The organism is Phascolarctobacterium succinatutens CAG:287 (genome assembly GCF_000434895.1).
GTDB classification, from domain to species: Bacteria; Bacillota; Negativicutes; order Acidaminococcales; family Acidaminococcaceae; genus Phascolarctobacterium_A; species Phascolarctobacterium_A succinatutens_A.
This window is the reverse complement of record NZ_FR892804.1, coordinates 33,217-57,027: the sequence shown is the minus strand read 5'-3', so window position 1 is coordinate 57,027 and position 23,811 is coordinate 33,217. Positions and strand designations below refer to the sequence as shown.

The 23,811-nt window shown below is 44.6% G+C and carries 19 protein-coding genes and 2 pseudogenes; 16 read left to right on the top strand and 5 right to left on the bottom strand.

Annotated features, from left to right (window positions below):
• Window positions 1–21 precede the first annotated feature (21 nt).
• The 16 genes and pseudogenes from BN587_RS07600 to BN587_RS12220 all read left to right on the top strand — a co-directional run.
• Window positions 22–1,521 (top strand): nitrogenase component 1, encoded by a 1,500-nt coding sequence (locus tag BN587_RS07600; protein WP_021720533.1) that lies wholly within the window; start codon window positions 22–24, stop codon window positions 1,519–1,521.
• The gene (locus BN587_RS07595; protein ID WP_021720532.1) at window positions 1,521–2,738 is read left to right on the top strand and encodes a nitrogenase component 1; all 1,218 of its coding nucleotides are present in this window, start codon (window positions 1,521–1,523) and stop codon (window positions 2,736–2,738) included. Before BN587_RS07600 ends, BN587_RS07595 begins: the two co-directional genes overlap by 1 nt.
• The gene (locus tag BN587_RS07590) at window positions 2,731–3,561 is read left to right on the top strand and encodes a radical SAM protein (protein WP_021720531.1); all 831 of its coding nucleotides are present in this window, start codon (window positions 2,731–2,733) and stop codon (window positions 3,559–3,561) included. Before BN587_RS07595 ends, BN587_RS07590 begins: the two co-directional genes overlap by 8 nt.
• 492 nt (window positions 3,562–4,053) lie before the next feature.
• Entirely contained in the window at window positions 4,054–5,067 is a 1,014-nt protein-coding gene (gene aroF / locus BN587_RS07585; RefSeq protein ID WP_021720530.1) for a 3-deoxy-7-phosphoheptulonate synthase, read from the top strand.
• 110 nt (window positions 5,068–5,177) lie between these two features.
• Window positions 5,178–6,191 (top strand): 3-deoxy-7-phosphoheptulonate synthase, encoded by a 1,014-nt coding sequence (aroF, locus tag BN587_RS07580; protein WP_021720529.1) that lies wholly within the window; start codon window positions 5,178–5,180, stop codon window positions 6,189–6,191.
• Between the two features lie 30 nt (window positions 6,192–6,221).
• A complete protein-coding gene (locus tag BN587_RS07575; RefSeq protein WP_021720528.1) occupies window positions 6,222–7,106 on the top strand; it encodes a prephenate dehydrogenase in 885 nt (294 codons plus the stop codon).
• Complete coding sequence (gene aroB, locus BN587_RS07570; RefSeq protein WP_021720527.1) at window positions 7,106–8,170, top strand: 3-dehydroquinate synthase; 1,065 nt, start codon at window positions 7,106–7,108, stop codon at window positions 8,168–8,170. The genes BN587_RS07575 and aroB overlap by 1 nt, the downstream gene beginning before the upstream one ends.
• Window positions 8,171–8,176: 6 nt before the next feature.
• Complete coding sequence (gene aroA / locus BN587_RS07565) at window positions 8,177–9,478, top strand: 3-phosphoshikimate 1-carboxyvinyltransferase (RefSeq protein ID WP_021720526.1); 1,302 nt, start codon at window positions 8,177–8,179, stop codon at window positions 9,476–9,478.
• The gene (gene aroC / locus BN587_RS07560) at window positions 9,475–10,569 is read left to right on the top strand and encodes a chorismate synthase (protein ID WP_021720525.1); all 1,095 of its coding nucleotides are present in this window, start codon (window positions 9,475–9,477) and stop codon (window positions 10,567–10,569) included. Before aroA ends, aroC begins: the two co-directional genes overlap by 4 nt.
• 1 nt (window position 10,570) lies before the next feature.
• Window positions 10,571–11,689, top strand: a complete 1,119-nt coding sequence (gene pheA / locus BN587_RS07555; RefSeq protein ID WP_021720524.1) for a prephenate dehydratase — start codon at window positions 10,571–10,573, stop codon at window positions 11,687–11,689.
• A 4-nt stretch (window positions 11,690–11,693) separates the two neighbouring features.
• Window positions 11,694–12,509, top strand: a complete 816-nt coding sequence (aroE, locus tag BN587_RS07550) for a shikimate dehydrogenase (protein ID WP_021720523.1) — start codon at window positions 11,694–11,696, stop codon at window positions 12,507–12,509.
• On the top strand, window positions 12,506–13,006 hold the full coding sequence (locus BN587_RS07545; protein WP_021720522.1) for a shikimate kinase: 501 nt from the start codon (window positions 12,506–12,508) through the stop codon (window positions 13,004–13,006). The genes aroE and BN587_RS07545 overlap by 4 nt, the downstream gene beginning before the upstream one ends.
• Before the next feature lie 2 nt (window positions 13,007–13,008).
• The gene (aroQ, locus tag BN587_RS07540; protein WP_009144674.1) at window positions 13,009–13,446 is read left to right on the top strand and encodes a type II 3-dehydroquinate dehydratase; all 438 of its coding nucleotides are present in this window, start codon (window positions 13,009–13,011) and stop codon (window positions 13,444–13,446) included.
• A 151-nt stretch (window positions 13,447–13,597) separates the two neighbouring features.
• Complete coding sequence (locus tag BN587_RS07535) at window positions 13,598–15,295, top strand: FAD-dependent oxidoreductase (protein ID WP_021720521.1); 1,698 nt, start codon at window positions 13,598–13,600, stop codon at window positions 15,293–15,295.
• Between the two features lie 35 nt (window positions 15,296–15,330).
• Window positions 15,331–15,771 (top strand): C-GCAxxG-C-C family protein, encoded by a 441-nt coding sequence (locus BN587_RS07530; RefSeq protein ID WP_021720520.1) that lies wholly within the window; start codon window positions 15,331–15,333, stop codon window positions 15,769–15,771.
• A 187-nt stretch (window positions 15,772–15,958) separates the two neighbouring features.
• A pseudogene (locus BN587_RS12220) lies at window positions 15,959–16,060 on the top strand (cell filamentation protein Fic); the annotation flags it as partial.
• Between the two features lie 255 nt (window positions 16,061–16,315).
• Here the strand turns inward: BN587_RS12220 and rhuM are convergent.
• The 5 genes and pseudogenes from rhuM to BN587_RS07505 form a co-directional block, all read right to left on the bottom strand.
• Window positions 16,316–17,248: a virulence protein RhuM/Fic/DOC family protein gene (gene rhuM / locus BN587_RS07525; protein WP_021720519.1), complete on the bottom strand. Its 933-nt coding sequence runs from the start codon at window positions 17,246–17,248 to the stop codon at window positions 16,316–16,318.
• Between the two features lie 42 nt (window positions 17,249–17,290).
• Window positions 17,291–20,527, bottom strand: a pseudogene (locus BN587_RS07520) (type I restriction endonuclease subunit R).
• A 12-nt stretch (window positions 20,528–20,539) separates the two neighbouring features.
• The gene (locus tag BN587_RS07515) at window positions 20,540–21,757 is read right to left on the bottom strand and encodes a restriction endonuclease subunit S (RefSeq protein WP_021720517.1); all 1,218 of its coding nucleotides are present in this window, start codon (window positions 21,755–21,757) and stop codon (window positions 20,540–20,542) included.
• Window positions 21,758–21,761: 4 nt separating this feature from the next.
• Entirely contained in the window at window positions 21,762–23,498 is a 1,737-nt protein-coding gene (locus tag BN587_RS07510; RefSeq protein ID WP_021720516.1) for a type I restriction-modification system subunit M, read from the bottom strand.
• Between the two features lie 23 nt (window positions 23,499–23,521).
• Window positions 23,522–23,737, bottom strand: a complete 216-nt coding sequence (locus BN587_RS07505; RefSeq protein WP_021720515.1) for a helix-turn-helix domain-containing protein — start codon at window positions 23,735–23,737, stop codon at window positions 23,522–23,524.
• Window positions 23,738–23,811 lie beyond the last annotated feature (74 nt).

Genomic DNA, 23,811 nt, shown 5'->3' with positions numbered 1-23,811 from the left:
TACAAAAGGAGCTGAACACCATTGAACCAATATTATCAGGATAACATGCTTTTGGGCATGAACCCTTCAAGTTATCTGCATCGCTACGCCGTTAACGGCAAGGTGTCGGGAAATCTTGCCTGCATCAGCGAAATCAAAAATGCTGCCGTGGTCTTATATAGTCCGCGTGGCTGCGGCTTTCATTACCGCTGTCATGTGCGCAGCGGACAAAGCCCGGTTTATGAGCTGGAATGTGCGGATTTACGTAACAATGATGTAATTTTCGGCGGTGAAAAAAAGCTGACGGCATTACTGCAAAAGGTGGAGCGTGAGCAAAAGCCGGAGATTATTTTTCTGCTACCTTCCGTGGTGTCGGATATTATCAATGATGATTTGTCTGGCTTGGCCTGCAGCCTGCAGCCGCAGTTTAAAGCAAAGCTTGTGCCGATTACGTCGCAGGTTTTTTCGCATATGGACAAGAGCAACGGCCGCAAGGTTTTGCGTGAAAAGGCTTGCCAAAAGCAGAAGCAAAAGTTTTCTTCCAGTGCTGTTTATCCCGGCTGCGGTTATGTGGAGGTGATGGATGCTTTAGTTGAGCAGGTAATGGAGCCTCAAAGCGTACAGCCGCGGAGCGTAAATATTGAAGCCTTTGTCTGGGGCTATAACGGTGAGGATAAGCTGCAGGGCATGAGCGAGATGCTGCAGAAAATGGGGATTACCGTAAATGCTTATCTGCCTGCCGCAGATTTGCAGACAATCAAGAAGGCTCCGCAAGCAGCGCTGAATATAGTACGTCGCAAAAAATGGGCGTTGGCGATGGAGCAACGCTTTGGCACGCCGTTTCTGCATGTTGCCGATATGCAGGAGTGGCATGGTATTGAAGGAATCAGTGATTTGTACAGGCAAATAGGAAAAATGCTTGGCTGCGAGGATGCTGTTGAACACGTTTTGCAGGAAGAATATGAACGGGTTGCCGCCCGGTATCAGGAGCTGCGTGCGGAATTTGCCAAGTATAAGTTTTGCCTGATTGCGCATGGTATTGCATATTTGCCGGATGCGCTGCGCGTTTATCAGCAGGATTATGGTCTGCCGATTAAGAAGATATGTATTATCATGAATCCTTCCTACCAGGCAGAAACAGGTCTGGATGATGCAATGATGCAGAGATTTAAGGACAGGATAGAGCTTGCTAAGGCTGAGTATGGCTGTGAGGCGCAAATTTTATTGGAGCCTTCGGAGGATGCTTTGCGTGAAGCTGCACAGAGCTGTGATTTTGTTATCTGTAACGGTCATCCGCGATATGCTGCTTTGGATGTTCCCGTGCTTTATAATTTGTTTGACCGCTCGGTGTGGAATTATCAGGGCTTTGTGGATATTATGGAAGAAGTTTGGCAGATGCTGCAACAACCGCAGCGAACAGGCAGCAGTCTTTTGCTGAGCAAGCTGGCCTATGACCCGGTATTTTATCCGATGCGCGAAGCTGATAAAGACAGTAAAGCAGCACGCGAACTGTATAGCAGAATATGGAGGCAAAGAAAATAATGAAACCATTAAGTAGCTGTGCTTTGTTTGGTGCTGTGCGTGCTCTTGGCGGTATTAAGGATGCCTTAATCCTGCAGCATTCCGTTGTCGGCTGTCAGTGGGGCAGCCTGACATTCAGATATGCAGGCAAGCCCTATGATGTACGTCAGGCCTCTGATGTTATCTATGATGAAGATGTTGTTAATGGCGGTGAGAAGGTTTTGCGTAAAGCCTTGCAGGAGGCAGAGCGTATTTTTGCACATTGCGGTGCGGTATTTGTAGTCAGCGGCTGCGTGCCGAATATGATCGGCGATGATGTGGACGGTATTTTGGATACTACCGAAGGCTCGCAAAAATTATTGCATGTAAAAGCGCCGGGATATGCAGGGAATATTGACAGCGGTGCAGAAGCAGCTTATTTAGCGTTGCTGCCCTTGCTCCGAGCCGCGGAGAAAAAACAAGCTGCCACGATAAATATTCTTGGCATAATGAATGATGATCCTTATGCTGATAATGATTTGCTTGAACTGAAGAAGATTTTGGGTTCCAAGGTTAGAGTTAACTGCGCGCTGCAGGATTGCAGCCTGCGCGATATTGCAGCGATGCCGCAGGCAGAGCTGAATATCTGCTTCGGCTATGGCGAGCCTTTGGGGAAGAAAATGCAGGAAGAATTTGGCGTACCATACATCAAATGCGCTTATCCTTACGGTGTAGCAGGCATGCAGAAGTTTTTGCGTCAGTTAGGTGAAGCGTTGAAAATTGATTTTTCCGATGAGCTTGCTGAGCTGGAGGCAGCGGCTAAAAAGCTCGTTTATCGCTGTGCGGATTATCTGGTGAATTTATACCAGCTGCCTGTGGCTTTGGCTACGGATAAGGCACATTTAGAAGGCTTACAGAGCTTTTTTGCCGATGAGCTGGGAATGCGCATTGTTATTGCAGAGGACACTGCGGAATTTAGCTTGGATAAAATGGCAGAGGCTGCAGCAAAGCACAAGCCTGTATTGTTTTGCGGTTCTTCATTCTTAAATAATTTGGCTGAAAAATATCAGGTGCCGTTAGTGCGCTGTGCTTATCCTGCCTTTGACCGGCTGTGCTTTACTGATAATACGCTTGTAGGAGTGCGTGGTGCTGCCTTGCTCATTGAGCAGATTGTTAACGGTGCCTTGCAGCAGCAATATAAAACAGATGGCCGATATGCCGGCTTGCGTGAAAGTGTTTGTGAGGTAAATCATGAGTGAGCTTGAAACACATCCCTGTTTTACAGCTAAATGCAGCGATTACGCCCGTATTCATCTGCCTGTGGCACCTAAATGCAATATGCAGTGCAACTATTGCCTGCGCAAATACAGCTGTGTAAATGAAAGCCGTCCCGGCGTCGTGGCAAGGGTTATGGTACCGGAGGATGCAGTCGACTGGTATCTGCAGATGAAGGCTAAGGTGCCTAAGCTGACGGTAGCAGGCATTGCCGGGCCTGGCGATGCGCTGGCCAACTGGCCGGCAGTCAGCAGAACGTTGAGCATGATTCGTGAGGTTGATAAGGATGTTTTCTTTTGCTTATCAACTAACGGCCTGTATTTGCCGAAGTATGCCAAGGAGATAGCAGCCTTGGGTGTTGATTATGTTACGGTGACGGTGAATGCAATTACCAGCAATACAGGGGCGCATATTTACAGCTTTATTAATGATGAAGGCAAAAAATATGTCGGTGAAGAGGCTGCTGCACTGCTTTTAGAAAGGCAGATAGAAGGATTGCAACTGCTTGGCGAATATGGCGTGAAGGTGAAGATAAATACGGTGGCGATACCCGGCGTGAATATCCAGGAAATCCCGGCGATTGCCAGACGTATGGCTTTGCTGGGAGCGAAGCTGCAGAATATTTTACCGATGCTGCCGGTGGAGGGAACCGGTTTTGCGCATCTTGCGGAGCCTGCGGCCGAAGAAATTATGCAGCTGCGTAATGTTTGCAAGCAGTGGATGCCGCAGATGCAGCATTGCAACCGCTGTCGTGCAGATGCCGTGGGTGCGTTAGGAAAAACCTGTGCTTTGGAAGCGAGCTTATAAGTCAGCGACAAAAAATCTATGTAAGCTTTCTGATTAACGTTATTACTGTAACCTAGTTTACAATAATAGTACGATAAGATAAAAAATAAATAAAATTTAGCTTTTTCCTTGACGTTTGCGGAGCAGTAGGAGTAAAATAACCTCAATCGCTGATTGCGGCGATAAATTTTGAAGCATAAGGAAATGCTGAAGTTGTTGCAGGTGAAAATGATGGAATCTAAAATGATGAACACTGCAATTGAATATGGTTTTTATTACGCACCGGTATTTAACTATTATTTTAGCACCGGTTATTTTGCATGGGAAAAATCATATAGCAGTAATCATCGTATTGGAGACTATAAATAGTAATTGCGAGCGCAGTGCTTGCAATTAAGATTTAGCTTTTACAGCAGGCTCTTTTACGGGAGCCTGCTTTTTTTGTAGCATGGTAGCTTATAGCAATAGGGTAAATTAAATGACAAGGGTGTAAGAACGAAGGGGAGACAATTTATGGTAATAGTATTCAAGCCGGGAGCGCCGGAGGAAAATAAAGCGAAAATGCGCAGTAATTTGGAAAGCAAGGGCTTCCAAATTAACGAAATCAACGGTGTCAACATGACCATCTTCGGAATCATCGGCGACACGAGCACACTTGATATCAATATGCTGCGTATTGATGATGCGGTAGACAAGGTAATGCGTGTGCAGGAGCCGTTCAAGCGAGCTAACCGCATGTTCCATCCGCAGGATTCCGTGATTAATGTCGGCGGTGTTGAAATCGGCGGCCGCAAGATTCAGGTTATCGCAGGTCCGTGCTCCGTAGAAACGCAGGAGCAGGTTACGGACATTGCCAAGTCCATCAAACTTGGCGGCGCCTCGATGCTTCGCGGCGGCGCCTTCAAGCCCCGCACCTCACCGTATTCCTTCCAAGGCTTGAAGGAGGTTGGCCTGGATTATTTAAAGGGTGCCAAAAAGGAAACAGGCCTGCCGATTGTTACAGAAATCATGTCACCGTATATGATTGAGCGCTTTGTAGAGGATGTAGATTTGATTCAGGTTGGCGCCCGTAACATGCAGAACTTTGAACTGCTGAAGGAGCTGGGCAAAACCAATAAGCCGATTTTGCTGAAGCGTGGTCTGGCAGCAACGATTGAGGAATGGCTGATGGCAGCGGAATATATCATGAGCGAGGGCAACGAGAACGTTATCCTTTGCGAACGCGGTATCCGCACCTTTGAAACATATACGCGCAACACCTTGGATGTAAGCGCAATTCCCGCTGTGAAAAAGCTCAGCCATCTGCCGGTAGTAGTTGACCCGAGCCATGCAGCAGGCCTGTGGTGGATGGTAGAGCCGCTGGCGAAGGCTGCTGTAGCAGTCGGTGCCGACGGACTTTTGATAGAAGTCCACAACAATCCGGAAGCAGCGCTTTGTGACGGCGCACAGTCCTTAAGACCTGAACGCTTCGCCAGACTGATGGGCGAGCTGAAGGGCATTGCCAGAATTGTCGGCAGAGATATGTAAGTCAAGGCATTATCCCTTAGCAATATCAAAAAGCGTAAGGGTTTGTAATAGCTCCTGATCTGGGAGTAGTATTGTAGTATTGTAGATTAGATTAAAGGAGAGATTTTATCATGATTATCGTATTCAAACAAAATGCAACTGTTGAGGAAAAAACTAAGCTGAAAAACCAATTAGAAAGCAAGGGCTTTCAGATTCATGCCAGTGATGGCGTAAATGCTTCACTGTTTGGTGTTGTTGGTGATACCAGCGCGTTGGATATCAACCTTTTGCGTGTTGTCGAGGGTGTAGAAAAGGTAATGCGTGTGCAGGAGCCTTTTAAACGTGCCAACCGCATGTTCCATCCCGAGGACAGCATTGTAGATGTTGCAGGCAGAAAATTCGGCGGCAAAAAGCTGCAGGTTATCGCAGGTCCATGTTCCGTTGAAACTCAGGAGCAGGTAACGGAAATTGCCGAGGATGTTAAGGCCGCAGGTGCTACGCTGATGCGTGGCGGTGCGTTTAAACCCCGCACTTCTCCGTACTCCTTCCAGGGCTTGAAGGAACAAGGTCTGGATTTCCTGAAAAATGCCAGAGCAGCAACCGGCCTGCCGATTGTTACGGAAATCATGTCACCTTACATGGTGGAACGCTTTGTTGAGGATGTTGACCTGATTCAGGTCGGTGCCCGCAATATGCAGAACTTCGATCTGCTGAAGGAATTGGGCAAAACCAATAAGCCTATTCTGTTGAAGCGTGGTCTGGCGGCAACGATTGAGGAATGGCTGATGGCAGCGGAATACATTATGAGCGAGGGCAACGAAAATGTTATCCTTTGCGAACGCGGTATCCGTACCTTTGAAACCTACACCCGCAACACGCTTGATGTAAGTGCTATTCCTGCAGTAAAAAGACTCAGCCATCTGCCGGTAGTTGTTGACCCGAGTCATGCAGCAGGCATGTGGTGGATGGTAGAGCCTTTGGCTAAGGCTGCGGTTGCAGTAGGTGCGGACGGTTTGATTATTGAAGTACATAACGATCCGGAAGCAGCATGGTGTGATGGTGCCCAATCCTTGAAGCCGGACCGTTTTGCTAAGCTGATGGGCGACCTCAGAGGCATTGCGAACATTGTCGGCAGAGAGTTATAATAGTAGTATGGCAGTTTAGGAGTGATTTTTTTGGAAGCTGATTTTGGTGGCGAAAATAGAAGTACAAAGTGGCAGGAGCTCAGCTTTGCTATCGTTGGCCTGGGGCTGATTGGCGGCTCCTATGCCAAAGCGCTGCGTAAGCTGGGCGTTAAGCAGATTATCGGCGTAGAGCGTGATGCAGCAACATTGCAGGAGGCCAAGCAGCAGGGAATAATAGACATTGGTATGGCAAATCCTGATGTGAGGTTTAAAGAGGCCAATGTAATTATCTGCGCTATTTATCCTGATGCTATCGTAAATTTTATAGCCGCAAACGTTGATTTCTTTAACGAAAACGTTTTGCTGACTGACGTTGCAGGCATTAAAAATGATATGATCAGCAGAGGTCAGGCGCTTTTAAAGGATGGCATGGAATTTATTTCCGGCCATCCGATGGCCGGGCGTCAGGGCAGCGGTCTCGGCATGAGCGATGCGCATATTTTTCAGAATGCGAATTACATCATCGTGCCGGAAAAGCATAACACACAGGCTGCTGTTAGCTGGCTGGAGCAATTTGCTTTGGCTCTTGGCTGCAAGCATACGGTTCAGGTAACACCGGAGCAGCATGATGCAACTATTGCCTATACCAGTAATCTGCCGCATGTTACTGCGGTAGCGCTTATGGACAGCGCTTCCTTTGATGATAAGACCAAGTACTTCGTTGCCGGCAGCTTCCGAGATGGCACTCGTGTAGCAGATATCAATCCTGAATTATGGTGCAATCTGTTCCTGGCCAACAGGGAAAAGGTTGCGGATGAAATAGACAAATATATGGAGCAGCTGGCGCTGTGGCGCGACGCTCTGCGCAGTGATGACGGCGAAAAGCTGAAGGAACTGATGCGCAAGGCGGGAGCACGGAGAAGGGAGCTTTTTTAATGAAGAAAATTCATGTTGCATTAGGCGCTCATGCCTATGATATTGAAATAGCCGCCGGCCTGCTGCCGCAGGTCGGCTCTAAGGTTGCAGCGTTGCTGCCGAAGGCACGCAAGGCTGCAATTATAAGCGATACAAATGTTGCACCGTTATATGCAGCAAAATTACAGGCTAGCCTCGAAGAGGCTGGCCTTGTTGTGCATAAGGTGGTAATTGAAGCCGGTGAGCAAAGCAAGAACATGCAGGTGCTCAGCGATGTATTGGAACAGCTTGCTGCAGCAGGGCTTACGCGCACTGACGTTGTGCTGACGCTTGGCGGCGGTGTTGTCGGTGATTTGGGCGGCTTTGCCGCTGCCAGCTTTATGCGTGGCATTGCCTTTGTGCAGATACCAACCTCACTGCTGGCGCAGATTGACAGCAGCGTGGGTGGCAAGGTAGCTGTAGATTTAAAGGCCGGCAAAAATCTTGCCGGTGCTTTTTATCAGCCGAAGGCTGTATTTATCGACACAGATTTACTGGCAACGCTTTCTACCAGATTTTTGCATGACGGTCTGGCAGAAGCGATTAAATACGGCTGCATTAAGGATGCGGCGCTTTTTGAAAAAATTGCCGGCTATGCCGATGATGCGGAGCTGTTGGCAGATATTGACAGTGTTGTTGCCACCTGCTGTGCAATAAAAGCGCGCATTGTAGAGCAGGATGAATTTGATACGGGCCTGCGTATGCTGCTGAATTTCGGTCATACCTTGGGACATGCTGTAGAGCAGCATTTTGGCTACAGCAGCTTCACGCATGGCGAGGGTGTGGCGATTGGCATGTATCAGCTGACAAAGCGCACCGAAGAGCTGGGAATGACAGCCAAAGGCAGCGCCGAGCGTATTAAGAGCGTACTTGAAAAGTACAATTTGCCGTTGACTGCGGGCGTAGAAAAAGCGCAGCTGCTTGATACAATGGCAAGAGATAAGAAAAAGAACGGCAACAGCATTACCCTCATTATTTTGCAGCAGATAGGCGAGGGCGTACTGCAGAAAGTTGATTGGCAGGAAGTGCCAAAGTATTTGGGGTGAGGCTAAATGGAAAAGGTAAAAATTTATCCTGTAAAATTGGCAGGAACGGTGCAGGTGCCGTCATCTAAAAGCATGGGACACAGAGAAATCATTTGTGCAGGTCTTGCAGGCGGCACCAGCATTGTCGATAATATCAGCATGTCCAAGGATATTGAAGCAACGATGCGCGTTCTGCGTGCTATGAATGTGAGCGTGGACGAAATCCCCAGCATGCTAGAGGGACGTAAGGCTTTGCAGATTACAGGCACAGGTCATCCGATTGCAGCGGCAGATAATGTTGACTGCGGTGAATCCGGTTCCACCTTACGCTTTTTTATTCCTTTGGGAGCAAATCTTGGCTGTCCGCTGACCTTTATCGGTCATGGCAAGCTGGTATCGCGTCCTTTGCAGGCGTATTATGATATTTTGGATAAGCAGTTTGTGCAATATTTTAATGATAACGGCAATCTGCCGTTGACGGTTAACGGTCACCTGATGCCGGGTAAATTTGAACTGCCGGGCGATGTCAGCAGTCAGTTTGTCAGCGGTCTGCTTTTTGCTTTGCCGTTATTAAAGGGTGATTCCGAAATTATCATTACTTCGCCGCTGGAATCTGCTTCTTATGTAGATATGACACTGAATTGTCTGGCAAAGTACGGCGTAAAGGTAGAAAATGTAGATGGCGCACACCGTCATTATCTTGTACCCGGCAAGCAGCATTTCAAGGCACAGGACAGCAAGGTTGAGGGCGATTGGTCGCAAGCAGCCTTTTGGACTGTCGGTGGTGCTTTGGGTGCAGGCATTACGGCAAGCGGTGTAGATTTTGCTTCACTGCAGGGTGATAAGGCTGTGGTAGAAATTATGCAGCGCATGGGTGCTGATATTGCTAAAAATGCCGACAGCGTAACTGTGAACAGCAGTGCAACGCAGGCAACGGTAATAGATGCTTCTGACTGCCCTGATATTATTCCTGTACTTACTGTTTTGGCAGCAGTAAGTGAGGGAACGACGAAGATTATTAACGCAGGACGCCTGCGTATCAAGGAATGCGACAGGCTGGCGGCTATTACAAACGAATTAAATAAAATGGGTGCGGCGATTACGGAAGAGCAGGAAGGCCTTACGATTAGCGGCAAGCCTGAGGGACTGCGCGGCGGTGTAGAGGCAGATGCCTGGAACGACCATCGTATTGCCATGAGTCTGGCTATTGCCGCACAATGCTGCGCAGAACCGATTACATTAACCGGTGCAGGCAGTGTAAGCAAGTCTTATCCTGACTTCTGGCAGGATTACAAGAGCGTAGGCGGAAAAATTGAGGTGCTGGCATGAGCGGAATTTTTGGCATGAATATAAAAATGGCGATATACGGCGAATCGCATGGCAAATCCATCGGCGTAGTGCTGGACGGACTGCCGCCGGGATTGGCGCTTGATGAAGCAGCGATTGCTGCCGAAATGGCGCGTCGTGCTCCCGGACAGAATGCGTTGAGCACAGCACGCAAGGAAAGCGATATGGTAGAAATCCAAAGTGGCTTCTTCAATGGCTTTACAACAGGTACGCCGCTGTGCGCACGTATCATCAACAGCGACCAGCATTCCAAGGATTACAGTATTCTGGCAGATAAGATGCGCCCCGGTCATGCAGATTACGCAGGCCATGTGCGTTATCAGGGCTTTAATGATTATCGCGGCGGCGGTCATTTTTCCGGTCGCCTGACGGCACCGCTCGTTTTTGCCGGTGCTGTAGCCAAGCAGGCGCTGGCGCAGTACGGTATTGTTGTCGGTTCGCATATTCTGCAGATTAACGATATTAAAGAAGAACGCTTCAATCCTATGGGTGTAAGTGATGCAGAATTAGCAGCGCTGCATGCGAAAAAGTTTGCTGTTATGGATGATACTGTCGGCGCAAAAATGCAGGAGCGCATTTTGCAGGCCAAGAGTGAGCTTAACAGCGTGGGTGGTGTAATTGAAGCCATTGCACTGCATTTGCCTGCGGGCATCGGAGCACCGTATTTTGATTCCGTGGAAAGCATGCTGAGCCATGCGCTGTTTTCCGTGCCTGCTGTTAAAGGTGTAGAATTTGGCGATGGCTTTGGCTTTGCCGGGCTGACGGGTGCTGAAGCAAATGACGCTTTGCATTATGTTGATGGCCAGGTGCAGGCGCTGACGAACCACAACGGCGGCGTTACCGGTGGCATTACCAACGGTATGCCTTTGGTAGTGCGCGTGGCAATTAAGCCTACGCCGTCGATTGCGCGCGAGCAGCAGACGGTGAGCCTTAAGGAGCAGGCGGATACAACGCTGGCGATTGTCGGAAGGCATGATCCCTGTATTGTGCAGCGTGCTGTGCCTGTTATCGAAGCAGTGGTAGCGTGGACGCTGTGGGATTTACTTTTAGAAGCGAAGAAATGGGAGAAATAAAATGCAGGAGCTTGATTTAGAAAAAATCCGCCAAGAAATAGATAAGGTTGACCAGCAGCTGGCAGACGTACTAGAAAGCCGTTTGCAGCTTGTTATGCAGATAGCTGCCTATAAAAAATCCAAGGGACTGCCTGTTAAGGACAAAAACCGTGAAGCTAAGGTTATTGAAAAGGTTGCAGGCTTTTTGGAGAACAAGGAATATTCCGTGGCTGTAAAAAATATTATGCGCGGTATTATCGATCAGGCCTGTCTGCTGGAAGAAACTGCGCTGTCGGAAGAAAACGACAAAACCTATGAGGTTGCTTGCTTCGGTCCTGCAGGCTCCTTTACACATCAGGCGTTAGAGGAATATTTTCATGGACGCCGCTACAATCGTCATCACTTCCAGACCTTTGAAGAGGTAATTGCCAGTATCAGCGACGGTACGATGGATTACGCCGTGCTGCCGATTGAAAATTCTTCGACCGGCGGTATTACCGAGGTATATGATTTACTGCGCCAATATGACTGCAGCATTGTAGGCGAGCAGTGCGTAAAGATTGAACAAAATCTTTTAGGCTGTGAGGGTGCATCACTTGGCACGATTAAAACAGTTTACTCGCATCCGCAGGGCTTGAAGCAGTGCGCTGATTTCTTCCATGATTATCCGGATATAGAGCAGATTCCTTATTTCAGTACATCCAAGAGTGCGGAGGAGGTTGCCGAAAAGCAGGATGTAACCTTAGGTGCTATTGCAGGTAAGCAGGCAGCAGAGCTATATAATTTGAAGGTTATTGCGCCGGCCATCAATAGCAACAGCAACAATTATACCCGCTTTGTTATTATCGCCAAAAAACCGGAAATCGTAGCGAACGCAAATAAGATTACGCTGATTGTTGCCGTGAAGCACGAAACTGGCTCGCTGTATAAGATGCTTGCCAGCTTCTACCATATGGGCTTGAATATGCTGAATCTGGAATCACGACCGATTGTCGGCAAAACGTGGGAATACTTTTTCTACATCGATGTCACCGGTAATCTGGCAGATCCGCTGGTTATTGATGTGATGGAAGAAATAAAATCGAAGAGCACATATTGCAAGGTTCTTGGCAATTATCGTGCTTACGAGCGAAAGGAATAAACAGATGAAGCATTACGGACTTTTAGGCGGTAAGCTGGGACACAGCCTTTCACCGCAGATTCACGAGCTGTTTTTTAAGTATACGGGTATCGAAGGAGATTATACGCTGCTGGAAACTCCGCAGGAGGATTTGCCTAAGCGCATGGAGGAGCTGCGTGCCAATTATGCGGGCAGCAATGTTACCATTCCGCATAAATTGCATGTTATGCCGCTGTTGGACAGCATTACACGTGAGGCTAAGGCTATCGGCGCTGTAAATACGATTAAATTTGATGAAAACGGTGCCGAAGGCTACAATACCGATTACTTCGGCTTTGGCAGAATGCTGGAATACAACAATATTGATGTGCGTGCTAAGCGTGTTGCTGTGCTAGGTACCGGCGGCGTTGCGCGTGCGGTTGTCAAATATATGGTTGATAAGCGTGTCGGCAAGCTGTATCTTGTTACGCGAGATGTTGCCCATGTTGATAAGGATTTCCTTAAGATTGCGCCTAAGTGCAAGTTTATTGATTATGACGGCTTAGCAGCGCTGACCGGTGATGTGATTGTCAACTGCACGCCTGTGGGCATGTATCCCAAGGTTAATGCTGCACCGGTTACGCCTGAGGAAATCAGCAATTTTGATGCTGCTGTAGATTTGATTTATAATCCTAAGCAGACATTGTTCTTGAAGCAGGCTGCCGAGGCGAAGATGCAGACTGTCAATGGTTTGTTCATGCTTGTGGCGCAGGCTGTGGCTGCTCAGGAAATCTGGCAGGGCGAAAAATACGACAGCGAATTAATCGTCAAAATCATGCAGGATTTGGAGCAGAATATATGAAAAATATCGTGCTGATTGGTATGCCGGGCTGCGGCAAAAGCACCTTTGGCAAGCGTATGGCCAAACGTTTGCAGCTGCCGTTTTATGATGCCGATTCTGTCCTCGAAGAGCGTGAGCAGCGCACGATAAAGGCTTTCTTCGCGGAAAGCGAAGATGCATTCCGCGCAGCGGAAACGCGCACGTTGGCGTATTTGGCGGAATGTGACGGAGCTGTTATCGCAACAGGTGGAGGTGCCGTAAAGCGTGCGGAAAACATGGAGCTGCTGAAGCGCGGCGGTGTTGTGGTTTTTATCGACCGCAAACCGGAAAACATCATCGGATGTATTGCCGGTGATGCGCGTCCGTTGCTTGCTGCCGATAAGCAGAAGCTTTATACTTTATATAACGAGCGTATTGCGCTGTACCGCCGATATGCGGATTATACTATTGATAATAATGGCGATTTCGGCAGAGTTCTGCATGAGCTGCTGAATATTGCCGCTAAGCTGGAGGGATAAAGATGCGTAAAATTTTAGTTTTGAATGGTCCTAACATTAATATGCTGGGCATCCGTGAAAAAAATATCTACGGTCGTGATGATTATGACAGCCTGTGTGCTTACATCCGTTCTGCGGCTGACCGCCTTGGCGTAGAGGTGGAGCTGCTGCAGAGCAATTATGAGGGCGATATAGTTACCGCTATTCAGAATGCTTACGGTCATTTTGACGGCATTGTTATCAATCCGGCGGCGTTTACGCATTACAGCGTAGCAATTTTGGACGCATTAAAGGCAGTAAATATTCCTGCGATTGAGGTGCATATCAGCAACATCCATCAGCGTGAGGAGTTCCGCCATCATTCTGTAACGGTGGCTGGCTGCGTCGGCCAGATTTGCGGCCTGGGATTTGCGGGCTATGCCTTGGCAATGGAAGCTTTGAGTGTGTATGAAGCAAAATAGCATATGAAAAATAAACAGTCTCCGCAGCTTTGCTTTCGGAGGCTGTTTTGTTATAATGGTTATAGAGTAATATTTGCTGACAGAAGCAGTTTTGTCTGTTGAATTTTCATAATAGTAAGACAATGTTAAATTTGTTCTTGGAGGTGACATTATGGGTAAACGTGTAGTAATCGTCGGCGGGGTGGCCGCCGGTATGAAAACGGCGGCGCGCTTGCGCAGGCTGGATGCCGAAGCAGAGATTATCGTGCTGGAACGCGGACCGCAGCTGAGCTATGGCGCCTGCGGCTTCCCGTATTTTATCAGCGGTGAGGTCAAGAGCATGGACAGCTTTGACCATACACCGCAGGGAGCCTTGCGCGACAGTAATTATTTTGCGGCCGTGAAGGGCATTGACGCCCGCTGCGGCTGTAATGTGCAAAAAATAGACAGAGTGCAAAAATGCGTGCATTATCTGGAAAAGGAAGAGCTGAAACAGCTGTCTTATGACGTGCTGGTGTTGGCAACTGGCAGTACGCCGGTGAAGCTTCCCTTGCCTAATGCTGATGCCGCAGGTATTCACAGCTTCTGGTTCCCGTGGGATGTTGAAGCGGTAGATAAGGAAATTGCCGAAGGCAACGTTAAGGATGTAGTAATCATCGGCGCAGGCTTTATCGGTCTGGAACTGGCAGAAGCTTTTGTGCGCCGCGGTTTGCATACCAGCGTTCTGGAACAGCAGGACAGACTGCTGCCGCAGCTGCTTGATGAGGATATGGCAGCACTGCTGCTGCGTGATACGAAAAATCCGTTGCTCGATATTTTTCTGGAGGAAAGAGCAGGTGCCTTTACCATAGAAAACGGTAAAGTTAGCGGAGTGCAGACAGATAAACGCGTAATCCCGGCACAGCTGGTTATCTTTGCCGTCGGCGTGCGTCCGAATGTGGAGCTGGCGCGCGAGGCCGGTCTTGCTATAGGTCCGAGCGGTTGTATTGCGGTTAATGAATACCTGCAGACAAGCGATGATGCAATTTATGCCGGAGGTGACTGTGCGGAAAATACTCATCGTGTCAGCGGAGCCAAGGTGTTTGTGCCTATGGGTTCTACCGCCAACAAGCATGGCCGTGTAATTGCGGATAATATCTGCGGAGCGCGGAAGCAATATCCCGGTGTCCTGGGGACTGCCGCCTGTCGCTTCTTTGCGCAGGAAGCCGGGGCAACCGGTTTGAACGAGCGGACTGCACGGCAGGCCGGTATTGATTTTGCAAGCGTAGTTGTACCAGGCTCTGACCGTTTGGGTTATATGCCGGGAGTAGGACGTATTGTGCTGAAGCTGTTGGCGGAAAAGAGCAGCGGACGCGTATTGGGTGCGCAGGCTGTCGGAGCGAGCGTAGCTAAGCGTATTGATACATTGGCGGCGGCAATTTCTTTAGGTGCAACGCTGGAGGATTTGTCCGGATTTGATCTGGCTTATGCGCCGCCGTTTAATACGCCGATTGAGAATATTGCAACGGCAGCTAATGTCCTGCAAAATAAACTTGACGGACAGCTGCGCAGCATTAATACTGTAGACTTTGAAAAGGACCGTACGCAGGAGGATTATTTATTCGTTGATGTACGCACACCGGCAGAGGTAGCAGCTAAGCGTATTGCCGACATTCCGTCGAGAGTAAATCTGCCGCTTGATACCTTGCGGACAGCGGATATCAGCAAGCTGGATAAGCAGCAGAAAATAGTTACAGCCTGCCAGATTGATTTGCGTGGCTACGAAGCGGAGGTTATCCTGCGCGCCCGCGGCTTCCGTGATGTTTACAGCCTGGAGGGAGGCATGAGCGGTTGGCCGTATGCAACGGAAAGCGATAACGACAAAAAGTAAGCATTTTAATATTGTTATGCAAGGAGGAGAAAAGCATGAGTGAATTTAGCGAAAAAATGGGCATGGCAGCAGGCAACAATTTTAAGAGCGGGTATAACTGCTGCGAAGCGATTGTGCAAACCTTTCGCAAGGAGGCAGGCGTGAATATTGATGATAACGCTTTCCGTCTGTGCTCCGGATTTGGCGGTGGCATTGGTCATGCGCGCGACTTGTGCGGAGCGATGGCAGGCTGTGTGATGGTCATCAGTACGCTGGCCGGCCGCAATCAGCCGAGCGATAAACCATTGGCAGAAATTTATCCGCTGACATTGGAATTCCATGAGCGCTTTGCTAAGGAATTCGGCTCCTGTGCCTGCGGTGATTTGATGCCTTACGAGTTTAATACGCGTGAGCATTTGAAAAATTGCCTGAAACTGGTGAATAAGGTGGCGCAGCTGCTGGCTGTGTATCTGGAAGAAAAGGAATTGCTGAAGTAATAATGATAAGCTAAAAGGGACTGTCGCGTAAGTTGATTTTATTTGCGGTGACAGTCCCTTTGGTGTTTTGTTGTTAATGTTTTTAGTGATTTTTGAATGGTAAAAGTACTTGAAAGAATGAATGAAAATAATTGAGATTCTTGCCGTCAACGTGCTATACTAATATTAGAAATTTGTTGAAAATTTTTTGCAGGAGTGGGGCAAAGAAAATGGTTATCTGACGGATACCTACCTTGCTGCACAGGATAGATATAAGGCATATTTGGACTATTTTAGGATTGCGTATTGAGCAGAAAGAGAATGCCTTATGCACAAAATATTATTCATCTGCCACGGCAAATGAGTGGGCAGGCGGTCCAAGCTGCGATAAACGTGGCAAAATGCAGCAAGATAGGGCGATTACTACCAGTTCTACTACTAACGTATGGGACTGCGCCGCGCATATGTAACTTGACAAATAAAAGCAAAGAATAGTGAAGAATCAAAATGACCACATTGGGGTAGAGATTACGCTCCAGTGTGGTCATTTGTTTTAGTGCAGAATTTAACTGATGCAGTTCATGATGATACTGATCATAACGTCTTTCTCTTCCGGCCTTGATTCAGCTATCATGATAACAAGTGCAACGAGGGTGTGGTCATCAATCAGTTTTTCATGATTTGTAAAGAGAACGCCGTTCCTATCCAAAAAATATAAAAACATGGTAGCTGCAATCCGTTTATTACCATCGGAAAAACTGTGGTTTTTGGTGACGAAATAAAGCAGATTGGCAGCTTTCTCTTCAAGGGAAGGGTAGATGTCCACACCGGCAAAGCTTTGATAAATATTGCCGATACTGCCTTTGAAGGAATCATCTTTTTCATTCCCAAAAAGCTTTGAATCAGATGAGAATTTCATCTCGTCAATTACTTTTCTGCATTCTTCGTAAGTCAGAATATACGTGGTTTTATTGCCTTTAGGCTTTTCTAGTTTTTGATGATCATAATCATCCAGTAAATCGAGGGCTTTGTTATATCGCTCGACAACAGTAAGTACTTGTTTGGCATCCAAGGCAGTTTCCAATCGTTTCATGATGCTGAGTACTTGATTTAATTGATTTAACCGTTGCTGATTGATGGCATATCCCTTGATTATGTACTCCTTAAGAACAGAATTGGCCCACTTTCTAAAAGCTACGCCACGTTTGGATTTTACGCGGTAGCCAACGGAAATGATGACATTAAGATTGTAGTATTCAATTAGTCTTTCGACTTGACGCATTCCTTCTAATTGAACTGTCGCAAATTTTGCGACAGTTGAAGTACCGCTTAATTCTTCATTTATAGCGTTCTTTATATGTTTGCCAATTGTCTTGATATCGCGATCAAATAGTGTTGCCATTTGCTGGCGATTGAGCCAGACAGTTTCATCTTTTGCAGAAATCGGAACTTCTAACTTTATTTCATCATCTTCGAATATTACAAGTTCGTTATCCATCGTGTACCTCCGAGAATACAATCATTTATATAGATTCCTTTTTTAAGCAGCACCAATCCAACCATAACCCTGGACAGCCATATCAACAAAATGATTCATCAATAACGATACTTTAGAATCAAACGCTAATTTATCATAGCTATCCGGTAAATCTTCATTCAAAGATAACTCTACCTCATATTTCAATTTAGCACGTGGTTGTTCATCCTTATACCAATCTACCACAAGCAGACTACTTCGGTTGTCTACCAATTTTTTGTATAGGTGCTTGGCCGATAATTTAACTTTTTGTTCTTCGGCTTGTGTTAATTTTTTTCCAGCACTAAGCAAATCGTAAATTTCTAGCTCTTCTTCGGAGAGCCCTTCAGTATTAGCTCAATCGTTTTCTTGGCATAGTTCTTCAAAGAATTTCAGCAAGCGTTCATAATAATCTTCGTTTTCAGTACCTCCCGCATTATAAGAATCAATAATGCGTTTGTATCGTTCCGAAAATTTTATTCGTGTACAATTTTTTCTAAGCATTTGTTCTAAGGCACGAGCTAAGAACTCTTTTAAATCGTTGATTTCTATAGCTTTATACTTGGCAACTTTTATCTCTTTTCGAAGTTGATTAACATCTACTTTAGAAAGGTCAATTACTTTTGTTCCTTCTATTTTATATTGAGTAGGAGATTTTTGACTATTACCTAAAAAATCTTTGTTTGCCATTACACTACCATCTAAAATTTGATTCATTTTTAGCCTAGCACGTGCTACTTTTTCATCATCGATAGTGTGGCAGAAAAGTCCATGAAGATATAACAATGGTGAGAATTTATCATTATACCAATTCTTTTCAAAAATTTCTGGCTTCGAAGCCTCATAAAGATTTGTCAATGTGTTGAGGATAACTTTGAATTTTTCTTTATTATCGTCTTTGGCTATAATTGTGTCATATGCACGTCTAAGTGCGTCTAATTTATCTAATGTATTTGAATCTGCAATAATTTTTCCTATATTTATATCAAGAGATAGTAGGAAAGAATCTGCTTCATCAATTGTTTTGTCGATATATCCTATTAATTGGTTAATATCTTTTGCAGGAAATTCTGTTCCATCATCACCGGTAGCATATTCTGTCAACGCTTTCTTCATGTACTTAAAGACATTCACATAATCCACGATAATTCCGGCAGGTTTTCCTGGATACACTCTGTTAGCACGAGCAATGGCTTGCATAAGCGTGTGTCCTTTCATCGGCTTATCGAGATAAAGTGTAGAAAGGTTCTTTACATCAAATCCTGTTAACCACATGGCACATACAAATACAAGATGAAGGGGGTCATTAGGGTCCTTGAATCTATCCTCGATATCTTTGCCATCAGGTGTGATTTCTTTCATCTTTGCACGATGCTCAGATATATTTAAACCTTGCTTAGCAAACTTGGCTTCTTCGTCATTATCTTCAGAAATGATAACGGCCATTTTAACCTTATTCATATAAGCAAGAATTCTAGTAAGCTGCTCACGTTCTTCCTTGGTAGAAGCAGTGTTGCGCTTTTTCATAATATTTTGCTTTTCAATAGCCCAGTAATGCTGAACCTTGTCATACATTTTGACAGCAGTATATTTATCGACAGATACAACCATACCTTTTCCGAGAAATCCTCGTCTTGGGAAGTGGTAGGCAATATCCTGTGCCACTTTATCTAAGCGGTCATCTCTCTTGATAACTTCAAGGATACGGGAAGATGAATTCTCTAATAGTCTTGTCTCATCTTCATTAAGATTTTCTTCTTCAATGATATCTACGACATCATCATCTAAAAAGTCGTTTTCAAGGCCAACTTCAGGCACACGCCTAGAATAGAATAATGGTACAGTAGAACCGTCTTCGACAGACTGAGCAAAGTTATATTCTGATACATAATCACCAAACCATTGATTTGTAAGACGTTTTGTACCAAGCAGCGGAGTTCCTGTAAATGCTACAAAGTTAGCATTCGGAAGTGCAGTTCTCATGTTTTCTGCCAAATCCTTATATTGCGTTCTGTGGGCTTCATCGACAAGGACGATAATATCATCACGAGTTGAAAGAACTGGATACTTCTTTGTTTTATCGTATCTGAACTTATGAATCAAAGTAAAGATGAATGCCTTATTGGTAGTCAAGAAATCTCTTAACTGCTTGCTGTCCTTTGGCTGGCATTCTTCTTTAGAACCAATAACCTCTGTACGCACAAAGTTCTTATAAATCTGTGTATCCAAATCTTCACGGTCTGTAATAACGAGGAACGAGAAATTACCTGCAACTTTACGTTTTACCTTACGGGCAAACATAACCATAGAGTAGGATTTGCCAGAACCTTGTGTATGCCAGAAAACACCAAGCTTACCATTTAATTTTTTTCTGTTTTCAACAGATTCCATAAGGTTATTTACACCAAGGTACTGATGATTCTTAGCGATAATCTTGATTCTCTGATTTTCAAACAATATGAAATTCTCAATATAGTCAATTAGTCTTTTCTTGTTAAGAAGACCATCAACGAAATATCTGACAGAGCTATCATTAACATTATCAGCTGCAAGGATAGCTCCACGATTCAGTTTTTCTTTTTCGCTATCAATCTTGAGCCATTCAAAAAAATAGTCGTAGGTTGCATTAAATGCACCAAGCTTAGTCTCAAAACCATTTGAAAGCACACAAATCTGATTAAATGCAAATACGTTAGGAATATCCCGCATATAATCTTTGAGATTCTTGTTATATGCTTCTTCAACTTTAACAATGCTATTTTTCAGTTCAATAAACACAAGTGGCATACCATTGACAAAGATAAGGATATCCGGTCTTCTGTAGTAGACCTTACCCTGAATCCACATCTGAGATACCGCTGTGAAAGTATTGTTCTCCGGATGCTCAAAGTCTATCAATTTTACAAAATCGAAATCTTCCTTGCCATTCCTACGAACTGTGATTTTTATATTATTACGAATCTGCCTGTATAATTTGTAGTTGGTATCTACGATATCCGTTCCTGTATAATCCTGCCTTAGATTCTTTACTATCTCTTTGATTTTATCCTCTTCGATAGTTGGATTAATGCGCTTAAGAGAGGACAGCATAACATCCGGAAGAACACATTCTTTCTTAGAATTTCTTCCTGTGCCATCATGCAAATCATCACGCTTGCTTGGATCAGCATCGCAAATGAGGATGTCATATTCAAATGGTTCAGCTTTTAGCTTTGAAAGTATAGCCTGCTCTATATCGTCTTCTGATATGAAGTTACGCATATGAACACCTCCCTAAACTTCAAGTTTTCCACTCATTAGACGTGGTAATAGCATATCTCTCTGCTTTATAAGTAAATCATTTTGACAATTCAAGTCATCCACAATATCTATCATAGGCTGCACTTTTTCAACAAATGCTTCAATCAATTCAGCTGTTGGTAATAGAATTTTCTTGTTTAACAGTACCTTTGGTTTTAAATGCAATACGTTTGCTCCATTCGCAAACTGAGAAAAAAATTTGGAATAAAATCCGTATCGGCACATGCAATAAAAGAATACATTTGGCACTTTCAGATTTACTTTAACAAGGTCTGCAGAAATAGCAGATGTTCCTGAAATCTGTGGGATTAGTGCAACAGAACCTACTGTTCTTCTATCCTGTGTCATATCTGTTACGCCAAGGATTAAATCTCCAACTGCGACAATTTGTGAGTCTTTGTATTTGCCATTGTATTGCTTTGTACCATCGCGTCTAAAACCACCATATGACTGAATATTTTTTAAATTAATTAGATTAATCCCATCATCACAATTTATCTCATCTGAAGAATATGAAATGCCTCTATCAAACGAAGCAATGTCACCTAACTGAACATAACGCCAAGATGATGGAATACCCTCGATAAAACTTTCATTTTCATATCCCGGAAAACGGAATCTCACAAACCATTCCTTGTAGAGATTTTCAGCCATTTGCTCTAAAAGACGGATACGTTTGTTATTGTTTTCGATGGCAGTATCGTAAGTAGATAAAATAGATGCAACTTTTACTTGCGTATCATAATCTGGCACCCTAAGCTTTACTCTACAAATTTTATCCAAACTCAAATTATCTTGGGTTGTGCCTTTAGAAATCTGTTGAAAGTATAATTTTAGTTCATCGAACAAATACTTAACGTATGTTGTGTCTGATACATTCTCGTACGGCAAGAATCCAACGATACTATCTGGGAAACATGCATCCATACCAAGTATGGCAGAGTCCGCAATATTGGCTGCAATAGTGAAACATAATGTTCCTTTTTTCCAAAGTTTACTTTGTTTTAACCCCACGTCATTATATGTTTGTGTATAATCTACCAAATGTAGATTAGCCTTTTTTACATCACCTGTTTGGATAAAGGGATATTCCCCACCGTATAATATGGAGTCGTTTCTTGGTCTATGCTTTGATTTACCACGATTCACAGTACCGAGATCTGTTATTTTTACTATTTTATGCTCATTCATATCACTAACCCAACAATTCTTTCAGATTATTTGCGATGAGTTTTTCCAAGGATTTTGCCTCGGCACTTAATGTAGTGAACTCAGCATTTAAAGAATACATTTCTTCTTTGAATTCTTCTTGTGTTAATCCATCATCTTCAATGACTACTCCGACATAACGTCCTGCATTAAGGGAATAGTCTTGGTCAATGATTCCGTCTTCACCGTCCATAGGTGCAGCTTTGCAAAGACCGATAACATCAGCGTATACACCATCCGGGAATCGTTCTGTCAGCCAGTCAATCTGTGACTGCCAATATGATTTTGTAAGAACTTCTTTGTCATCAGAAGATTCCGGTGCATTGGCAAGCTTTACTTTGTACTCATCAATTAAATCTACAAGTGCCTGTGTATCGCCATGATAAAGCTTTGTGATAACACCAAGATTTTTAATCTGCTCATCGGAGAACTTTCTGTGTGCTCTGTCAACCTGAGTAAATATATTTCTTGCATCGATAAATAAGATTTCATTTTTCTTGTCAGTATTTGGCTTTTGCTTATCAAAAAACCAAAGAGTAGCAGGAAGCGTAACTGATGAGAACATATTAGAAGGCAGTGTAACCATCTGAGAGATGATACCTTCTTCAATCATTTTCTTTCGAATATCGTATTCTGAACCGGATGCGTCAGATGCAGAATTGGCCATAACTAGTGCAGCCTTACCATTCTTGTTTAAGGCAGTAGCAAAATAGCCTATCCATAAATAGGTAGCGTTAGGCACAGTTTCTTTCTTGTCAGATTTATTCTTGGTTGATTTGCTTTTGTTTCTTGGCACACCGTATGTGTTAAAACGAGCGTCATCAGAAACCTTATCAACAACAACTTCATCTACGTTGAATGGAGGATTTGCCATTACATAATCAAACTGTCCGAATGCGTTGTATGGGTCAGAGTAGAATGAGTTTGCTTCTGTGATATCGCCACGAACATTATTAAGAAGCAAATTCATTTTTGCCAATTTTACAGTGTCTGGCTCCTTCTCAACACCATAGCAACGGAACTTCATTTGCTCGCTTTCACTGGCATTATGGTTATGCATGTATCGTGCAGCCTGTACGAACATACCTCCGGAACCGCAGGCTGGATCTAAGAACTTCTTTTCGCCTGGCTGCGGATTTAAAACTTCTACCATATATCTAACAACAGTTGCAGGCGTATAGAATGTTCCACCATCCTTACCTTCTGCAAGAGCGAAGTTACCTAAGAAATATTCATAGATTTCTCCGAAGATATCGATAGTGCTGTTTTCAGGAATATCTTTAAATATACGCACAATATTAGAAAGAAGTTCAGGTTCTTCTTCCGGTACTAACTGAGCGTATACTTCTTTTGGAAGCACGCCGTCCATTTTAGGGTTCTCATCCTCAATGGCTTCCATAGCTTTCTTTACAAGGGTAGCTTTGTTTGCATCGTCTGGTGCATCATTAAGAAAATCATAATAAGCATACTCTGGAAGATAGAAGCCGCACTTCTCAATAGAAATCTCTTTCTTGGATTTTTCCATACGTCCGCCTTTAAGACGATTGTATTCTGTTTCAATTTCTTCCTTATGTTGTTTGTATAAAATATCTGCGTACCTAAGGAAGATAAGTCCTAAGATAGGTTGTCCATATTTATTTGCAGCTAAATGCGCACTTGCACGAAGTACATCGGCAGAATGCCATAATCTATCTTTTAGTTCTTTCAATTCTTTATCTGTCATAACAATAGTTATCCTTCCTTATTTTATATTTTGTTCCATGCTTGTTCTAAATTTGTAAAGTCAATACTATGTAAAACACAAAATTCTTGGATTTTTTTCATAGCACTCATGTTCGGCTTGCTCTTTCCGTTTTCCCAACGGTTAACGGTAGAAAAAGAAACTTCTAAAGCTCTGGCAAATGCTTCCTGCGAAAGGAAACATTTTTTACGGATGCTCTTAATTTCATCTGAATATGTCATTTTTCATATCTCCTAAATCACGATTACTACTATAGCATTATTATAGCATTATTATAGCATTATTATAGCATTAT

Bases quoted from the DNA above. Each gene is read 5' to 3' on its own strand.
- BN587_RS07535 (WP_021720521.1), top strand. From the start codon at position 13,598: ATGGGTAAACGTGTAGTAATCGTCGGCGGGGTGGCCGCCGGTATGAAA.
- BN587_RS07545 (WP_021720522.1), top strand. From the start codon at position 12,506: ATGAAAAATATCGTGCTGATTGGTATGCCGGGCTGCGGCAAAAGCACC.
- BN587_RS07530 (WP_021720520.1), top strand. From the start codon at position 15,331: ATGAGTGAATTTAGCGAAAAAATGGGCATGGCAGCAGGCAACAATTTT.
- BN587_RS07590 (WP_021720531.1), top strand. From the start codon at position 2,731: ATGAGTGAGCTTGAAACACATCCCTGTTTTACAGCTAAATGCAGCGAT.
- aroE (WP_021720523.1), top strand. From the start codon at position 11,694: ATGAAGCATTACGGACTTTTAGGCGGTAAGCTGGGACACAGCCTTTCA.
- aroF (WP_021720529.1), top strand. From the start codon at position 5,178: ATGATTATCGTATTCAAACAAAATGCAACTGTTGAGGAAAAAACTAAG.
- aroQ (WP_009144674.1), top strand. From the start codon at position 13,009: ATGCGTAAAATTTTAGTTTTGAATGGTCCTAACATTAATATGCTGGGC.
- aroB (WP_021720527.1), top strand. From the start codon at position 7,106: ATGAAGAAAATTCATGTTGCATTAGGCGCTCATGCCTATGATATTGAA.
- BN587_RS07505 (WP_021720515.1), bottom strand. From the start codon at position 23,737: ATGACATATTCAGATGAAATTAAGAGCATCCGTAAAAAATGTTTCCTT.
- aroF (WP_021720530.1), top strand. From the start codon at position 4,054: ATGGTAATAGTATTCAAGCCGGGAGCGCCGGAGGAAAATAAAGCGAAA.
- pheA (WP_021720524.1), top strand. From the start codon at position 10,571: ATGCAGGAGCTTGATTTAGAAAAAATCCGCCAAGAAATAGATAAGGTT.
- BN587_RS07595 (WP_021720532.1), top strand. From the start codon at position 1,521: ATGAAACCATTAAGTAGCTGTGCTTTGTTTGGTGCTGTGCGTGCTCTT.
- BN587_RS07510 (WP_021720516.1), bottom strand. From the start codon at position 23,498: ATGACAGATAAAGAATTGAAAGAACTAAAAGATAGATTATGGCATTCT.
- aroA (WP_021720526.1), top strand. From the start codon at position 8,177: ATGGAAAAGGTAAAAATTTATCCTGTAAAATTGGCAGGAACGGTGCAG.
- BN587_RS07515 (WP_021720517.1), bottom strand. From the start codon at position 21,757: ATGAATGAGCATAAAATAGTAAAAATAACAGATCTCGGTACTGTGAAT.
- aroC (WP_021720525.1), top strand. From the start codon at position 9,475: ATGAGCGGAATTTTTGGCATGAATATAAAAATGGCGATATACGGCGAA.
- rhuM (WP_021720519.1), bottom strand. From the start codon at position 17,248: ATGGATAACGAACTTGTAATATTCGAAGATGATGAAATAAAGTTAGAA.